We start from the raw sequence: 16,539 nt of genomic DNA, 5'->3' as shown, positions 1-16,539 counted from the left end.
GGGCACTCGTTCAGACTGGTGGGGCCAATGGCGCGGACCAATAGATCGACGGTTTCCTTAGGCCCGCAGCAAAGGTTGCGTCTTCCTCCATGAGCTCCCGTAGCTCTGCTGCGAACGACCAGCTGTCGCTCACTTTGACGTGGAATGACTCAAGGCCGATCAGCACGGGCATGAGGCTTTGTGTTTCGTATTGACCCCACGTGCGTTTCGCCTTGGCAGGCTTGACTGCAAGTTCGGGAAGATACGTGGGCACCGTGTTCCATAGGCGGGAATGATGGGCGCAGGAATTTCGCAGCACTGCGATGCTGCGCAGGGTGGAGGAGAAGCCCTTCTGGCTGATGTTCCAGGTAGCTGCCACGTTCTTGCGGACGCGTTCATCCACGCCGTAGTCGATGGCCTTCGACAATGTGCCGAAGCTGAGCACCTCGACTGCGGCCCAGACAGGTAGATCACGAAACCCACTGTCTCGGTGCCGGCTGATGAAGGGGTGCTTGGCACGTTGCAGATCGTCGCGAATGAGTTCGTCGACAGGTTTGCCGTCGTCTGGCGGCGGCGTGTAATTGCTCGAGTTCAGGTAAGAGCCGTATGCATCCATGAAACGCCCGACCTGGTGGGCAAAGGTGGTCCGCATGGCCACCTCCACCTCGGCAGCGGCCATGGAGCACAGCTGACGGAGGCGAGCGTCGAGTCGGTAGAGGTCGAGGACCGCTTCGGCACGAGTCCCCGGGACGAAGTCGTTGTCACCGTAGTGGGGACTTTTCTGGAAGAACCGCCAGTATCCGGATAGGCGGTAATAGCCGATCTGCCGAAGCGCTGCGACCGTACTGGCCTCGTCCTCGACTTCGAGTCCGCGCTCAACAAGCAGCCTGTGCAGGTCGTCGTGGTCTCGCCACGACTTTCTCCGGGACTCGCCCATCTCCACTCCTGAAAAAACGGCCCCCGCGCATTTGAGCTTGCACCACAACCGCGTCGTTCAAGGACGTCGCGAAACGTTGCAGGAGAGGCTTGGCGGGGGCTCTATTGGCAGTAAGGATACCAGGACACCCGCGGCGGCCATGCGAACGAGGGGGCGCATGACGAGCCGTGCGTCTCTCCCTGTTCCGCCCTCACTCGAAGAAGTCCTCGTCGATCTGCAGCACGTGCAGGGTCTTCTTCACCTGCGCGCCGACCCGGTACTTGAGCATCAGTTGCGTGAGCTTCACGCCGTCGATCAGCACGATCCTGTTGGGGACGGCGTCCGCGTACGCCTGGGCATGCTTACTGAAGGAGCTGGTGGTGATGAAGACGCCCTTCGTCGCGCCGTGCAGGTGCAGCGCACCGACGAACGCCTGGATGGGCTCCCGGCCGACCGTGTTCGCGTCGGCGTAGCGTTTTGCCTGGACGTAGACACGGTCGAGGCCGAGGGCATCGCCGTCGATGACCCCATCGATACCGCCGTCGTGGGACTTGCCCGTCACGGCTGCCTTTCCCTGGGTCCCGCCGTAGCCCATGGCCATGAGCAACTGGACCACGGCTTCCTCGAAGAAGGCCGGCGTGGAATTCTGCAGCCGCTCGAGCAGTTCCACACGGACGGTCTCATTGAGACTGGTGACGGCGTCCTGAGCCTGTTCTTCAGGGTCCACGATCGGGTCAGACGCAACAGCAGGCTGAGGTTCGGTATGGGCCTGGACCCGCTTCTTGGCGGTGTCCTTGGACCAGAACGGATCGAAGAATGCGCTGGCGCCGGCGAAGTCGTTGAAGCCTTCCGGATTGTCCTTCAGCCAGGCCCGCCCAGCCTCTGTCAGCACGTAGATGCCCCGTGCGGGCCGCTCGATCAGTCCAGCCTTGGCGGAGTGCGCCAGCGCCCAGCCTCCGCGCCCGCGATACCGCGCTTCGCCGGACTCGACCGTCTCTGCCCTGGCCTCTTCACTGAGCCCAAGCTTGTCGGCTGCCGCCTCGATCACGTCGCGGCGCTTCATGCTCTCGTGCTCTGCGAGCACCTCAAGGGCAGGGCGGACGAAGCGAGGCCAGATGGGGACAGTATTCAGACCCCGAGGGCCGTCCATGTCTCTCACAGAGATTGCCCCTCAGTCCACGGATTCATCACGAAGTGCGCAGCGTGTTCCACAAGGTACTCTCGCAACTCCGGCGTGGAGAATGCCAGCCTGCCATTCGGCAGGACGTCGATCATGCCGGCTCGCTCGAACCGCCCCTTGTAGACGGACACGTAGTTGGTGTTCTTGCCGATGCGCTTGGCGATGTCGGTGCTGCGGCTCGGCCCGTCATCCTGCGCCATTGCAACGAGAATGGTCTTGTCCACGTCCGAGAGATCCTGGAGAGCCGGAGCGTGCACCAGCTGTCCGATCTTGCGCCGAGCGACTTCGATCCCCCGCTCAGCATGCTCGTAGGAGATCCGTTCGGCACCTGCCGCACGCCACGTGTGGTAGCCCACCAGTTGAATCATGAAGGGGTACCCTCGTGTTGCCTTCGCACACTGTGCGGCTACATCGGCAGACCATTCACGTTCAGCCCTTCTGGCCGTCTCGAGGAACGATTCGGCGACGTCTGCTTCATCGACTTTTCCGAGCACCATCATCTCGGCCCGGCGCAGGAAGGTACTTACGCGAGGGCGCTGTGCGTTGTCCGCGATCAGCTGGTCGACTGCCTGTGGGATACCCGCCATGACCAGGGCAATATTCCGCCCCTCTCGGATCAGGTGCTGTGTGATCGCGGCGAGCTGGTCCAGTTCGTCGGTGGCGATTGTGTGGATCTCGTCGACTGTGATCAGCAGGCCGCTGTCCGCCATGACCGGTGAGTCGAGAAGGCGGCCGATCTCGATGCGCAGGTCGTGCGGGTCAGCAGGAGGCAGGTCGAACTCCTTGCTGACGCTCCCGAGCGAGGCGACACCCACGGAGAAACTGCGGGTCCTCGGCTTGTCTTCGACCCCGGTGTCATGCCGCGCCGCACGCACCGAACGAGTCAGCCGGTCAATCAGCCCCCGTGTCGCGGTCTCATCGACGACTTCCCACCCTTCACCCCTGGCAATATCACCGAGCGTGGTCAGCATGACCGTCTTGCCCACACCTCGTGCCCCAGTAACGAAGGCCAGACGCCCAGGCGCGCCGGGACCGTCACTGAGAGCGGCCGTAAAGTCATCGAGCACATCGTCACGCCCGACGAGAAGTGGAGGTGTCGAGCCAGCTGAGGGCTTAAACGGGTTGGCCATGGCGCTGTCCTGTTCCGTGGAGTAGTTGGGCCTCAACTCACGGGAGTAACGAGCCATGAGTTTGCCCGTTTTGCTAGTTTTGCGAGTTTTGCAGGTTTTGCCAACCCCCCTCACCGTCGGCGCTGGCCCCCGTCGTCTCCGCCGGGGCAGATGGCGCCCGCTCCCCTTCGTACCTCACCACACCGCTGCCTTCGGCATAGTCGGCACCGCCGGAGACGTCGCCGGCCCCTTCACCCCGCACCTTCCAGTACAGGTACTCCCCGATCGCGGCGACGATCATCTTGGACGGGTCTCCGCCCCTGCCCACGATGTCTGTCATCTTCGCGAAGGCGTCCTCGTTTGCGTACACGGCGCCCATCGCCGACCGTTCCAGGTTCGGGCTTGCCAGGAACTGTTCCAGCGAGTTCGCTCCGGCCTGTCCCAGCAGCTTCTCGTCCTCCATGAGCGGCGCCACGAGGGCGGTGACCCAGGCCTCCTGCTGGGACGGGGAGGCATCCACGCCTTCGCCGGCGAAGATCTCGTTGATCTTCTCGATCACTTCCTCGAGCGGCCCGCGCTGCTTCTCGCGCACCTGCCCGCCGCCCACGGCGTTCGTCCCCCTCAGCGCGGCCCCACCGGTCAGCCCTATATCGCCAGAGGACTTCTTCTTCTGCCGGATGCTCACCAACTGAACGTCCGAAAGATCGATCAGCTCCTCCCCACCGGGCTGATCGCCCACCAGCTGCACCAGGTGCCGCAGGAACAGCGCCCGCTTGTAGTGGTCCGTGTCCCCGAACTCGTAGATCTGGGAGAGGAAGTCGTAGAGGCTGACGAAGGAACGCATGTCCTTGCGCACCAGCACGAGCTCGTTCACCCGCGTCTCGTCCTGACGCATCCGCGCATCCGCCAGCTCCTTGCGGAACCGGTATGCCACCGGCTCCAGCGCAGCCTGCAGGCCCTCCTGCCCGCTGCCGGGCGTCCACGCCACCCACACGTCGGCGAAGGCGTCCACCTCGTCCCAGTCGTATACGCCCGCGGCGTCGAGCTTCGTCCCCAGGTCGTGAATCAGGTTCGGGTCCGTCACCGTCTCCAGCTTCGCACCGGTGTAGTACGGCTCGAAGGCGGCCTGGATGTCGTCTTCGGAGTTCACGAAGTCCAGCACGTAGGTGGTGTCCTTGCCGGGCGCGGCACGGTTCAGCCGGGACAGCGTCTGCACGGCGAGCACGCCGGAGAGTTTCTTGTCCACGTAGAGGGCGCAGAGCTTGGGCTGGTCGAAGCCGGTCTGGTACTTGTTGGCCACGATCATCACCTGGTAGCCGTCCCCGTCGAACGCCTTCGCCAGATCCCCGCTCACGGACGGATTCATGGACCGCTCGGTGACCTTCTCGAGCCCGAACTCGTCGTCGGTGATCTCGCCGGAGAAGGCCACCAACGTGTCCACGTCCGTGTACCCCATGTCCTGGATGTACTGGTCCATCTGGCGCTTGTACCGGACGGCGGCGGCGCGGGAGTCGGTGACCACCATGGCCTTGGCCTGCCCGTCGAGCAGTCCGGCCACGTTGGCGCGGAAGTGCTCCACGATGATCTTGACCTTCTGGGCGATATTCGTCGGGTGTAGCTTGACCCACCGCATGAGCTTCTTGCTCGCCTCGGTCTGGTCCACTTCGGTGGTCTGCTTCCCGACGGCGGCCCGGTCGCCTTCCGGACGGAACTCGCCCTTCTGTCCGGCCAGGGCCAGCTTGAAGGCGGTGTCGTAGTTGGTGAAGTTCTTCAGCACGTCGAGGATGAACTCCTCCTCGATGGCCTGCTGCATGGTGTACCGGTGGAAAGAGGCCGGGATCTCCTGGCCCTTCTCGTCGTATTCGCCGGAGGGGCGGCCGAACATCTGCAGGGTCTTGTCCTTCGGCGTGGCGGTGAAGGCGAAGAAGCTGATGTTCTCCGGGCGTCCGGTGGCGGCGACCTCGGCGGCGAGGATGGACTCGGTGTCCGCCTCTCCGCCGTCGTCAAGGTCGGCCTGCTCGTCCGGGGTGAGCACACGCTTGAGCTTGGCTGCGGCGGAGCCGGTCTGGGAGGAGTGCGCCTCGTCCGCGATCACCGCGTAGGTGCGGCCGGCGAGCGTCGAGTCACCCTTGAGGAGCTCGAGCACGGCGGGGAAGGTCTGCAGCGTCACCACGATGATCCGGTTGCCCCGCAGCAGGGTCTGCTTGACCAGGGCGGACTTGCTGGTGGCCTCACCGCCGAGGTTCTTGCGGTCCACGGCCACCACAGTGCCGGAGGTCCGCTCGATCTGCCGGACCGCTTCCTGGAGCTGATCGTCCAGCACGGTGCGGTCGGTGACCACGATCACCGAGTCGAACACCCGCTGCTCGTCCGCGCCGTAGGTGGACAGCAGCCGGTGGGCGGTCCAGGCGATGGTGTTGGTCTTGCCGGAGCCGGCGGAGTGCTCGATCAGGTAGGTCTTGCCGGCGCCCTCCTCACGGACGGCGGCGAGCATCGAGGTGACGGCCTCCCATTGGTGGAAGCGCGGGAAGATCAGCGTGGACTTGCGGCGCGAGCGGCCGTGCTCGTCCTCCACGGTCTCCTTCTTGAGGAAGACGAACTTCTGAAGGATCTCAAGCCAGGTGTCCCGCTGCAGGATCCGTTCCCACAGGTAGGCGGTGGCGGAGCCGTTCGGGTTCGGAGGGTTGCCTGCACGGCCGTCGTCGCCCTGGTTGAACGGCAGGAAGAAGGTGTCCTGTCCTGCGAGCTTGGTGGTCATCCAGACCTCGCGATTGGAGACGGCGAAGTGGACCACGGTGCGGGTGCCGAACCCGAACAGCGGCGTGGCCTTGGGGTTGCGCTCGCGGTACTGCTTCTTGGCGTCGCCGATGGACTGGGTGGAGTCGGTCTTCAGCTCGATCGTCGCCACGGGCAGGCCGTTGACGAAGAGCACCAGGTCCACGGACTGATTGGTGGCCGGGTTGAAATGCACCTGCCGCATCACGCGGAGGCGCATGCGCTCGTAGGAGGCGACGGCGGCCGGGTTCAGGTTCGTGGCCGGCCGCGGCTCGGCCAAGCGCAGGGTGGCGGAGGTGCCGACTTTGAAGCCCTTGCGGAGCACGTTGAGGGTGCCGCCGACGCCGGTGTCCTGCGGCTTGTTCAGCACCTCGATCAGGCGGGCGGTGATCTGGTCCCGCTGCGCCTGCTGCGCAGAGGCCGGGGCATCCGCCTTCACGAGGCGCCCGTAGTCCTCCGGCTGGTTCTCGGCCAACCATCCGTGGACGTCCTCGGGGAAGATGGCGTTCTTGCGGTCGTAGCCGTCATCGTCGGGCGAGTAGAGCCAGCCGTGCTGCTGCAGGTACTCGCAGATGTAGGTCTCGAGCTCGCTCTCGTTGTGGATGGCCATGGGGTCCTCAGTCCTTACGTGGGGATCTCGATCTGACCGGTGACGGCGGCTGTGATCAGCGCGGCGCGACGCTCCTGGGCAAGCTCGATGAACCGCTCGGCCTTGGCGATGAGGGCATCGATCTTGGCGGTCTCGCGGTCGAGGTGGTCGGCGATTTCTCGTTGCTCATTCAATGACGGGAGCGGCACCGGTGTCCTGGCAAGAGTGCCGAGGTTCAAGCGTCGGAACGTGGCGCCTGTGATCTCGAAGTTCCAGAAATCTCGTGATGCGGCCCCCTGCAATACCCACATCAGATAGCGCCTTTCCGCCCGATCAGGGTCTAGGGCAAGCCGCACGGTGTCCTGCGTCAGATTGGCACCGTCCAGTTCTTCACTGACTTCCATCACGTGCCCATAGGCCGGACCGATCGATGCCACGAGGTCACCCGGGCGCAGAGTCGAACGCTGATACTGCGCTGCGATTTCGACCGTCGTACGTCGCAGATCTTGCAGTGCAGGCGTCCCTCCGACACGCGAGATGTCCGCGGGACCGATATATGGCACACCACCATCGTCATGCTCGCCAGCCTGCAGAATGCCGTAAGTCATTGGTCGTTCACGGACCACAAGATGGCGCAGTTGGACCTGTGGACCGACGTCCGCCAAGTGCGCACGGACTAATTCTTGGCGACGTTCCTTGAGAACCGAACGGAGGCGTTGCTGCTTCTCGATCAGGGCGTCGATCGTGGTGGTCTCGCGGTCTAAGTAGTCCGCGATGCGCCGCTGTTCCTTCATCGGTGGTTCTGGCAATGGGACTCGTTCAAAGGCCTTCGGATCGAGATCCCACTGCTGCGGGCGGACACCATCCGACAAACGCGCGAGCTCTGCTGCCAGGAGCCGCGAGCGAATCAGATAGTTCAGGTACCGCTGATCGAAACTGCGGCTGATGGGTGTGTAGATGAAGTAGGCCGGACTGACGACCCCCTCAAGCTGAGACAGCCCCAACGACCCCTGCCAAGCCTTCATCTTGTTGACCGCAAGGTCCCCGGGCTCAACCAGCTGATACGCGGTGAGGTCCGTCGGCATGAGGTTCCAGTTATCATCCGTGAATCCTCGCGGGACAACTCCGTGCTCGCGATAGACAGACAACAGCGGTTTGTCATCGAAGCCTTTCCGGCTGACGCGGCGAAAATGCGCTGAAACCGGCGAGCGGCGCCATGTTGAAGGCAGCTCCAGAGAATCCAAGATCACCGCTCGACCTCCTGCAGCAGCTCGATGATCTCGGCCGCGAGCTGCTTGAGCTCGGCGTCGATCTCCTCGAGCGGGCGCGGCGGCACGTACGTGTAGAACAGCCGGGTGAAGGGGATCTCGTAGCCGATCTTCGTCTTGGACTCATCGATCCAGGCACCGGGCACATGTGGGGCCACCTCGGCTTCGAAGTACTCGTGAATGTCACGGCCAAAGGGCACCAGCTCGGTGTCGCGCAGCGAGGTGTCCGGCTCCGGCTCACCCTTCTTGTTCGTCACCACCACGGCCTCCGGATCGTGCACGCCAATCGCCCCGGTCAGTGCCTTCACCAGCGGGGCGCCGGCGGTCACGCCGTGCTCCTTCAGCGCCTTCTTCAGGTCCAGCACGAAGGTGGGCTGGTGATCCCAGACCCGGCCACGCAGGGAGGCGAGGGCGGTCTCGAGGGCCGAGCGGCCGTCGTCGGGAAGCTTGGAGACCGGCTTGGTGGCGAGCGCCGCAGCGATGGTGGCGCCCTCCACCTCGAAGCGCAGCTGCAGGGGTCGCTCCACGGTGATCTCCCGGTAGCCGAAGTCCTGGGCGGTGAGGACCTTGGAGAACTCGGCGTTGTCCTCGGACTGGGCGTCGAAGTCACGGTAGATGTCCAGCACGCGCTGGCGGTCCGCCTTGGACAGCTCCTTGTTCTTCGAGCCCACGTTGCGGCGCAGCTTGGTGAAGAAGGTGCGGGCGTCGATCAGCTGGACCTTGCCGCGGCGGTCTGCCGGCTTGTTGTTGTCCAGCACCCACACATAGGTGGCGATGCCGGTGTTGTAGAACATGTCCGTGGGCAGGGCGACGATCGCGTCCACCAGGTCCGACTCCAACAGCCAGCGGCGGATCTCGGACGGCCCCGAGCCCGCCCCGCCCGTGAACAGCGGGGAGCCATTGAGGACGATGCCGGCCCGTCCCCCGCCCTCCGAGACCGGGCGGAGCTTCGAGGCCACGAGCTGGAGGAACAGCATCTGGCCGTCGCTGATGGCGGGGGCGCCGCCCGGAAAGCGGTTCGTGGCGCCACCGGCGGCGATCTCCTTCTCCACCGCGGAGCGGGATGCCTTCCAGTCGCCGCCGTAGGGCGGGTTGGACAGGACGTAGTCGAAGCGCTCGGTCAGGTGAGCGTCGTTCTTGAGGGTGTCTCCGCGGGCGATGCCGTCCGCGTCCTGGCCCTTGCCGAGCAGCTCGGACTTGCAGATCGCATAGGACTGGTCATTGAGCTCCTGCCCGAACAGGCGGACCTCCGCGTTCGGGTTCATGCGGCGCAGGCGCTCATCCAGCAGGGACAGCATGCCACCGGTGCCGGCCGTGGGGTCATAGACGGTGCGGACCGGGTAGCCGGTGACGACGTCGTCATCCGGGGCGGTGAGCAGGTCCACCAGGAGCTTCACCGCGTCACGCGGGGTGAAGTGTTCACCGGCGGTCTCATTGGAGGCGGCGGCGAAGCGGCGGATGAGGTCCTCGAAGAGGGTGCCCATGTCCGCGTTGGACACGGTCTCCGGGGAGAGGTCGATGGAGGCGAACTGCTGCAGGACCAGGAACAGGCGGTCGTGCTCGTCCAGCTTGGCGACGGTCTTGTCGAACTCGTAGTAGGTGAACAGGTCCGCCACGTTCTGGGAGAACCCGTCCACGTAGGCCAGCAGGTTGGTACGGAGCAGGTCCGGCTCCTGCAGGATGCGGTCCAGGGTGAAGGGGCTGAGGTTGTAGAACGTCAGGCCCGTGCGGGACTCCACCAGGTTGTCCAGAACGAAATCCGGATCGCCCTTGGCCGCCAGCTCCGCGAAGAACTGGCGGTGCGGGGCCATGACCGCCTCCATGCGGCGCAGGATCGTCATGGGCAGGACGAGGGTGCCGTACTGGTTCGGCTTGAACACGCCACGCAGCTGATCCGCGATCCCCCACACGAAGTTCGAGAGGTTCTGGGGAGAGGGCATGGTGACGAGCCTTTCGGAGCACGGCGGTGTGGTCTGCTGGCCACATTCTCACACTGAGCCGGTTTGCGCGCGCTGCTGCCTCAGACTGCGGCGCGCTTCTCTCACCCGCGATGTTCTTCGGCGCCGGAGAAGGCAGCGGGAGGCGGGCCAAGCAATCCGAGGAATTCTTCGGTTTGAGGACCTAATGCCTCGACGATCGGTCCTGCGGGCACATATCCGAACTTTTCTTCGGATTGCTCCGCCTGCACGCCGCTAAGGCAGTCGATCGCCGCCAGTTGCGAAGAATTCTTCGGAACTCGATAGCTTCTCTGCCACCATGGAGCCATGGCCACCACGCGCGCAGTCTCCTCCGCCGCGGCACTGACGAAAATCAGCGACCGCGTCCGCGCCATGCGCAAGGAGCTCCGGCTGACCCAGCAGCAGCTCGCAGACCTGGCGGGAGTCTCGGACGCAACCGTCCGTCAGATCGAGCGCGGCACCGGCAAGAGCACCCTGAAATCAGTGCTCTCCGTCATGGAAGTGCTCGGCCTCGAGCTCGAGGTGACCGGGTGACGACGCCTGCGCTCGAGGACCTGAAACGCGTCGCCGCCGCGGACGTCTACAAGGCCGGCGTCCCGGCGGGGACGCTCACCCGCGATGAGCAGGGAACCATCACCTTCCGCTACCTGGCGGGATACGACGGCGATCCCGTGGCCTCCACGCTGCCCATCTCTCAGGTCCCCGTCACCGCTGCCGGAGGCGGTCTCCCACCGTTCTTCTCAGGGCTCCTGCCCGAAGGGCACCGCCTCACCGTCCTGCGCACGGCAGCCAAGACCTCGGCTGACGACGAGCTGACCCTGCTCCTGGCCGTCGGCACAGACGCGCCCGGCGATGTACAGGTCATCCCTGCCGGCGACCGACTGCGCACAGAGGCTCCCCTCGCCACGGACGATCCACAGACGCTGGACTTCGCCGCCCTCGCGGGCATGCCGGACCGCAACGCCCTCCCCGGCATCCAGGCGAAGGCTTCGGCCTCCATGGTCAACGTGCCCGTACACCTTCAGGAGCACAGCGCCCTGCTGAAGCTGGTTCCACCGAACCACCCCCACCTCGTGGTCAACGAGGCGCTCCATCTGCAGCATGCCGCGGCGCTCGGCATCCCTGTGTCCGAGCACTCGGTGGTCCACGACAGGCACGGACTCCCAGGACTCCTCGTCCGCCGATTCGACCGCACTACGGCCCGCTCCGGTGAGACGAACCGGCTCGCACTCGAAGACGCCGGACAAGCCCTCGGCGTCTACCCGGCGCAGAAGTACAACGTCACCACGGAAGAGGTCATCTCTGCCCTGGCCGACCTCACTCCCCATCGGCCCGTGGCCGTGCGCAACCTGTACCTGCAGTTCCTCTACGCATGGCTGACGGGCAACGGCGACCTCCACGCGAAGAACGTCTCAGTGTTGCAGTCCTTGGACGGCCGATGGGGCATCGCCCCGATGTACGACGTGCCGTGCACAGCCCTCTACGAAGACATGACCATGGCCCTGTCCGTGGACGGGCACACGAACAACCTGCGTCTGCGTCACTGGGATGGTCTCGCCGCGAGCATCGGCCTACCCCCGCGTGCCGCCCGTTCCGCCATGACGGTGGCGATGGCAGTAGCGGCGAAGGTAGACCTGTCAGTCCTGCCCTTCACTGGTTCGCCGTTGACAGGCGCCCAGCGGGAGCTGCGCCACCGCCGCTACGAGCTGGAAGGCTGACCGATCTCAACGACCGACCACGCCGCCAGGACTTCACTCGGCGCAGCCCGCCAGTGGCCCCACTACAGGGTGGGGACGGCCTGGAGGTCACTTGAACATCTTGAAAACGTCTCCGAGGCCGACCGTGGTGCGCCGGTAGACGGCGTTGTAGGCGGCGCGCTTGGGGTCGCGCAGCCAGCCCATCCCCTTGCGGCCGTAGCCAGGGATGACCTTGCGCTTGATCGCGCGCTTGGCGCGGCCCGTGGTGCGGGCGGAGATGGACTTCTTCAGGCTGGGCTTGCGGAGACCGATCTTCATGGTGCGAGCGTAGCCGGTGGGGTGGACGGGATGAGGGGCCAGCGTCTCGCCAGGACCTGCCCCGAGCAGGGGCTGTCAGGTACTTCTGTCGTCCTCCCGGACGGTGCGCAGGAACCACTCCAGCGCGTCGAGGAACGCCTCCTGCGCTGCGGCTTGGCAGACCTGGGCGTCGGAGGCGAAGTGCGTCCGTCCGCTGGGAGGAAGCGCTGCCGGGCGTCCGCCGGGTCGTCCTGACACTGGCCATCCGACGTCACCGCGGGCTCGCCTGACTGCGCCGACGACTGGTCACAGGCTGGGGCGGACGCCCCTTGCTCCGGCGGCCTGGCCGAGGGCCGAGCCGCCTACGCGGAGAAGCGGCGCCAGGACTTCACCTGGCGCCGCCGCGGAGCGCCCCTCTCAGAGCGTTGCGCCGCCGTAGCAGTGCAGCGCAGCGCCGTAGCCGAGCGGCAGCCCGTGGCCCTGGGCCCAGGAGGTCAGCACCTCGATCAGCTGCGCACGGTTGAGCAGCTGCTCGTCCTCGGCGGACGTGTTCGGCTGATTTCCTGCATGCTCTGCGTGGGCGCCGACGCCGATGCGCCAGTTGAACGCGCCGCCCTCGGGCTCCACCTTCGCGATCTCCAGCTGGAAGCGCCCCTCGCCCAGGTAGCACATCTGCGCGTACCGAGTGACCGGGTCGTCGTCCTCGAGCGTGAGCCCGTCGATCTCCTCGCCGAGCGCGTTCACCAGGTCCGCGATCTGCCCCACGGACTCCAGCCGGTACCAGCCCTGCCCGAAGAACTCCCTCATGTGCTGCCACCACAGCTGCGAGGCCGGCTCCGGCAGCTCCATCAGTTCCACGCCCTCGCGCGGCGGCACGACCGTCACGTCCCCCGCCTGCGTCCTGCCGTCCATCGTGTCCTGTCCGCCCATCCGGGCCTCCTGTCTCTCGTCGAACATCGTGCGCCGAGGCTATGGACAGGGCCGGACAGGATAAGCGTCCGCCGCCGTCTTCCCAGGTCAGAGGCCCGACGACGGTTCTCCCGCCTTATCGTGTCCGGCCCCCTTCGTAGTGTCCTCACCGTCAGCTCGAGTTGAGACGACCAGAGAACAGCCCCCTAGTGAAGGAGTCCCGATGACCGCACCGAAGCCCGCTCCCCCGACCCGCCGCTTGATGCCTGCGCTGGCCGCCGTCGCCGCGCGTTCCGGCATCACCGTCATGGCCCGCGTCGAGCGCGGCCAGATCCTGTGGGCCGTCGTGGAGTCGGAGGGCGCGGTCGCGCAGATGCCGGAGTCGGGGCGCGTGCGCCTGGCCGAGGCCGGCCGCACGGGCGGACTCTTCGTGGAGGTGCTGCACGAGGCCCTCCTGGCCCTGGACGCCCCTGACGCCGACGTCCACCTTGAGGTGGAACTGCCGGCGTTCCTCCATGACCTGGACGAGCGCCTGGCCGCTCTCGGCCACCGAGTCGTCGAGGCGTACGCGCCGGTCGCCGGACGCCAGGCCGCCGGTGCTGCCCTGAAGGAGCTGGCGGCCCAGCTGTACGCGCAGGTCCTCGTGGCCACGGACGCCTCCCGTGCCAAGCGCGGGGAGCTCTCCGGCGCAGGATGGATCATCGACTTCGGCCTGGGGCCCACCCCGCGCCTGAAGCACCGCGTGTGCCCGCGCACCACCGTCCTGGAGGCCGAGCTGAAGGCCATCCACCTGGGCCTGTGGGAGGCCCTCCAGCGCATCCCGCACGACCACCAGGCCGACACCCGGTTCGTGATCCGCTCGGACAGCCAGAACGCGGTGAAGCTGGTCCACGGCGAGATCGACCACGCCCGTGGACTCACCCTGAACGGCAAGGGGACCGTGGACGCCATCCGCCGGCTGATGACTGGCCTGGACGTGGACCTCGGCTGGGTCCGGGGCCACTCCGGGGACGTACACAACGAGCTCGCCGACCGCCTGGCCGTGATGGCCCGCCGCAACGCCGAGTTCGGAGTTCCGAAGGCCCGTGCCCGCCAGATGCTGGACGAGCTGCGCGCCGAGGCCGCCGAGCAGCTGATCAGCTACTCGCTGGCCGCCTGACAGACAGCATTCCTCCGGGGACCACCGACGGCCCGGAGGCTTAGTCCTCCGGGTTCAGATCCGCGTCGCCCACCCAGGGCTCGGCGAAGCCGTCGTAGGTGCCGTCCTCGAGCGCGACCATGAGCCACTGGTCCACGTAGTGCTTGAAGACGTCATCGCCCTGGGGAAGCATGTATCCCTGCACCGAGTAGTCGAAGGGCTCGTCCGGGTTCACGGCGCAGAGCTCGTCGTACTCGTGGTCCGTGTAGAGGACCTCCGCACGGTCGGTGGTCATCACGTCCGCCTCGCCGGCGGCGAGGGCGTCGAAGATCGTCAGGTTGTCATGGGGGATGAGCTCGCCGTCCGGGTAGTGCTCCCGCGCGAACTCCTCATTCGTGCCGCCCTCCGGGAAGATCGAGCGCACGCCCGGCTGATTGATGTCCTCGATGCTCCGGTACTTGTCCACGTCCTCACAGCGGGCGATCGGCGTCTTTCCGTCCTCGAGGGTCTTCTCGGAGAAGTAGACCTTCTCGGCACGCTCCGGGTTCATGGAGATCCCACCGACAGCCACATCGCAGTCGGAGAGGAAGTCGTCCATGAGCTCGCCCCAGCTGGTGGTGACGAACTCGGCCTCCACCCCGATGGTCTCAGCCAGGTCCCTGGCCATGTCCACGTCGATGCCCTTGAGCTCCCCGTCCTCGGTCTCCTCCGTGAACGGCGGGTAGTCGCCGGTGGTGCAGACGCGCAACGTCCCCGCTGCACGGATCTGCTCGATCCTGCTTTTCTCCGGTGCAGGCGACGGTTCGGCGCTCTTCGAGGCCGTCGGCGCGGAGACCGCGGCGGTCTCGAGGCCTTCGTCCGACCCTCCGGGGCCGGTACAACCGGCCACCAGAAGGGCCGCGGCCGCTCCCAGGGCGGTAACGGTGAGGCGTGGATGACGGGCGCACATGTGCTGCCCCTCTCGGTCAGGTGCGAATGACAAGTGAGTGACATGGGTCACTCTAGTCGGCCTGACCAGTCGCTGAACACCAGCGGCCCGCATGGCGAGACGCCGGTGCGGCGGCGGCCGGTTCAGCCTCGCATCCAGCGCAGCGCCTTGGTGGCGAGCCAGATGCTGATGAGGGCGAACACGGCGGTCATGCCGACGCCGATGGCCACGTCCCCGCTGTCTCCGGCGCCCAGGTCCTCGACCACCTGGCCGATGCCGGCAGCGGTCATCAGGACGCAGAACAGGGCGACGAGCATCATGACCACGCCGGCGATCTTCTTCGCCACCCGCACTCCCTCGTTCGGGCGGCCCTGCTGCTGCGAAGCCGGGGCATCGCCCCACTGGTGAGGTGCCGGCCCGCCGCCGTACGACGCCGGAGTTCTGGACTGCTGCGGCTCGGTCCGCTCCCACGGACGCGGGCCGTCGTCGTCGAAGCGGGACCGGCGCAGCGCGGACGGGGTGTAGGCCGAGCTCCCGTAGGTCCGCCCGGCACGGCCCCCATCATCCTCTCGGCGGTCATCCGCAGGCACCGGAGCGTCACCGGCCTCCGACGCGAGCGCGGCGGCCGAGGGCGCCTCCTCCGGCTGAACCTCAGTCGGTTCCACGCCCGGTGTCCGTCGACCGAGCAGCGAGACTCCGTCCTCCGGCTCCTGGCCGCCGAGCACCTCCATGAAGGCAGCGGCGGTCATCGCCCGGATGGGCTGCCCCGCGGCCGCATACTCGGTGGCTTTGCGCTCCTTGGTGGTCATGTTCACGGCCACGGCGGCATCGCCAGAGACGAGCCCTGCGAGGTCGTCCCTGTTCCCGGCGACCAGCACGGTGGTCTTCTTCGTGACGTTCTTCTGCGGGTGCCCGCCCACCTCGGCGATGCGTTCCCACAGCTTGTAGCGGTCACGCCCCTGGACAGGACCAGAGATGACCACATGCTCGCCGTGCAGCGGGTGGCTCGGGTCGGCTCCTGCGACGGCCTTCGGCATGTCCGCGGCCTTCGTCTTGGAGGCGCGGCTGAACCATTCCTGACGGCTCGGGTCGTCCTCTGCCGGCTCAGAGGTCGGAGTCGGTACAGACGGCCGCCGGCGCGCAGTCGTCGGCGTCCCCACCTGCCCGCCCTGCGGCCACAGCTCGCCGAGCCGCTGCACGCCCTGCTCCTTCGCGATCGCCACGAGCACCTCCGCGCACGCCCGGGCGTCCTGCTCGGCGTCGTGGTGGTTCTCCAGCGTCATGCCGTAGGCCTCGGCGAGCACCGGCAGCGTGTGCTGGCGGGAGTCCGGGCGCAGGCGGCGGGACAACTCCAGCAGGTCCAGCCACTCCATGGGCTGGGCGGTGCGGCCGGCCTCGGCGCACGCGGCCTCGTAGGCACCGCGATCGAAGGCGGCGTTGTGCACTACCAGCGGCAACTGGGAGCCGAGCACCTCGAGCTGGCCGGCCACCTCGTCCCAGGCCGGGGCGTCCTTCACGTCCTCGGCGCAGATGCCGTGGATGCCGCGGTTCAGGGCAGAGAACGAGTCCAGGCCGGTCGGGGGCTGCACCAGGATCTTCTCGGTGGCCACCACCTCGCCGGCGCGGACCAGCGCGATGCCCACCGCGCACACGGACGCCCGCTGCGCGTTGGCGGTCTCCATGTCCACGGCCACGAAGTCCAGGCCGCTGAAGCTGCTCACGTCTGCTGTCTCCTCGAGGCGCCTCGGCGGCGCCGAGTCGGGTACGGGTCCTGGTCCGATTCTGCCTGAACCGGA

General features: G+C 66.6%; 14 protein-coding genes. 3 read left to right on the top strand and 11 right to left on the bottom strand.

What is annotated here, in order from left to right:
* Nucleotides 1-10: 10 nt before the first annotated feature.
* The 7 genes from HMPREF2863_RS10580 to HMPREF2863_RS11915 form a co-directional block, all read right to left on the bottom strand.
* Nucleotides 11-916, bottom strand: a complete 906-nt coding sequence (locus HMPREF2863_RS10580; protein WP_070640017.1) for an Abi family protein — start codon at nucleotides 914-916, stop codon at nucleotides 11-13.
* A gap of 190 nt (nucleotides 917-1,106) precedes the next feature.
* A complete protein-coding gene (locus HMPREF2863_RS10575; RefSeq protein ID WP_070640014.1) occupies nucleotides 1,107-2,045 on the bottom strand; it encodes a restriction endonuclease in 939 nt (312 codons plus the stop codon).
* Nucleotides 2,046-2,050: 5 nt separating this feature from the next.
* The gene (locus tag HMPREF2863_RS10570) at nucleotides 2,051-3,205 is read right to left on the bottom strand and encodes an ATP-binding protein (RefSeq protein ID WP_070640011.1); all 1,155 of its coding nucleotides are present in this window, start codon (nucleotides 3,203-3,205) and stop codon (nucleotides 2,051-2,053) included.
* A gap of 73 nt (nucleotides 3,206-3,278) precedes the next feature.
* Nucleotides 3,279-6,569: a type I restriction endonuclease subunit R gene (locus HMPREF2863_RS10565; protein WP_246828883.1), complete on the bottom strand. Its 3,291-nt coding sequence runs from the start codon at nucleotides 6,567-6,569 to the stop codon at nucleotides 3,279-3,281.
* A 14-nt stretch (nucleotides 6,570-6,583) separates the two neighbouring features.
* Nucleotides 6,584-7,798, bottom strand: coding sequence for a restriction endonuclease subunit S (locus HMPREF2863_RS10560; RefSeq protein ID WP_135103310.1), 1,215 nt, complete (start codon nucleotides 7,796-7,798; stop codon nucleotides 6,584-6,586).
* On the bottom strand, nucleotides 7,795-9,756 hold the full coding sequence (locus HMPREF2863_RS10555) for a type I restriction-modification system subunit M (protein WP_070640008.1): 1,962 nt from the start codon (nucleotides 9,754-9,756) through the stop codon (nucleotides 7,795-7,797). Before HMPREF2863_RS10555 ends, HMPREF2863_RS10560 begins: the two co-directional genes overlap by 4 nt.
* 101 nt (nucleotides 9,757-9,857) lie before the next feature.
* Nucleotides 9,858-10,091, bottom strand: coding sequence for a hypothetical protein (locus HMPREF2863_RS11915; protein ID WP_141756425.1), 234 nt, complete (start codon nucleotides 10,089-10,091; stop codon nucleotides 9,858-9,860).
* On the opposite strand from HMPREF2863_RS11915, the gene HMPREF2863_RS10550 reads away from it, so the two are divergent.
* Entirely contained in the window at nucleotides 10,081-10,308 is a 228-nt protein-coding gene (locus HMPREF2863_RS10550; protein ID WP_067189518.1) for a helix-turn-helix domain-containing protein, read from the top strand. The two genes, HMPREF2863_RS11915 and HMPREF2863_RS10550, sit on opposite strands and share 11 nt — an antisense overlap.
* Nucleotides 10,305-11,492 (top strand): type II toxin-antitoxin system HipA family toxin, encoded by a 1,188-nt coding sequence (locus HMPREF2863_RS10545; protein ID WP_070640005.1) that lies wholly within the window; start codon nucleotides 10,305-10,307, stop codon nucleotides 11,490-11,492. Before HMPREF2863_RS10550 ends, HMPREF2863_RS10545 begins: the two co-directional genes overlap by 4 nt.
* An 87-nt stretch (nucleotides 11,493-11,579) precedes the next feature.
* On the opposite strand, the gene HMPREF2863_RS10540 is transcribed toward HMPREF2863_RS10545, so the two are convergent.
* Together HMPREF2863_RS10540 and HMPREF2863_RS10535 are read right to left on the bottom strand one after the other, a co-directional pair.
* Nucleotides 11,580-11,789 (bottom strand): hypothetical protein, encoded by a 210-nt coding sequence (locus HMPREF2863_RS10540; RefSeq protein ID WP_070640002.1) that lies wholly within the window; start codon nucleotides 11,787-11,789, stop codon nucleotides 11,580-11,582.
* A gap of 396 nt (nucleotides 11,790-12,185) precedes the next feature.
* On the bottom strand, nucleotides 12,186-12,725 hold the full coding sequence (locus HMPREF2863_RS10535) for a hypothetical protein (protein WP_141756424.1): 540 nt from the start codon (nucleotides 12,723-12,725) through the stop codon (nucleotides 12,186-12,188).
* Nucleotides 12,726-12,900: 175 nt separating this feature from the next.
* Between HMPREF2863_RS10535 and HMPREF2863_RS10530 the strand changes: the two genes are divergently transcribed.
* On the top strand, nucleotides 12,901-13,836 hold the full coding sequence (locus HMPREF2863_RS10530) for an RNase H family protein (RefSeq protein ID WP_070639996.1): 936 nt from the start codon (nucleotides 12,901-12,903) through the stop codon (nucleotides 13,834-13,836).
* A gap of 40 nt (nucleotides 13,837-13,876) precedes the next feature.
* On the opposite strand, the gene HMPREF2863_RS10525 is transcribed toward HMPREF2863_RS10530, so the two are convergent.
* Together HMPREF2863_RS10525 and HMPREF2863_RS10520 are read right to left on the bottom strand one after the other, a co-directional pair.
* The gene (locus HMPREF2863_RS10525; protein ID WP_070639993.1) at nucleotides 13,877-14,764 is read right to left on the bottom strand and encodes a transporter substrate-binding domain-containing protein; all 888 of its coding nucleotides are present in this window, start codon (nucleotides 14,762-14,764) and stop codon (nucleotides 13,877-13,879) included.
* 122 nt (nucleotides 14,765-14,886) lie between these two features.
* On the bottom strand, nucleotides 14,887-16,464 hold the full coding sequence (locus HMPREF2863_RS10520; protein WP_070639991.1) for an exonuclease domain-containing protein: 1,578 nt from the start codon (nucleotides 16,462-16,464) through the stop codon (nucleotides 14,887-14,889).
* Nucleotides 16,465-16,539 lie beyond the last annotated feature (75 nt).

It is taken from the genome of Micrococcus sp. HMSC067E09, from assembly GCF_001812555.1.
Taxonomy (GTDB): Bacteria; Actinomycetota; Actinomycetes; order Actinomycetales; family Micrococcaceae; genus Micrococcus; species Micrococcus lylae.
The sequence above is the reverse complement of the archived record's forward strand: the minus strand, read 5'-3'. Positions and strand labels throughout refer to the sequence as shown.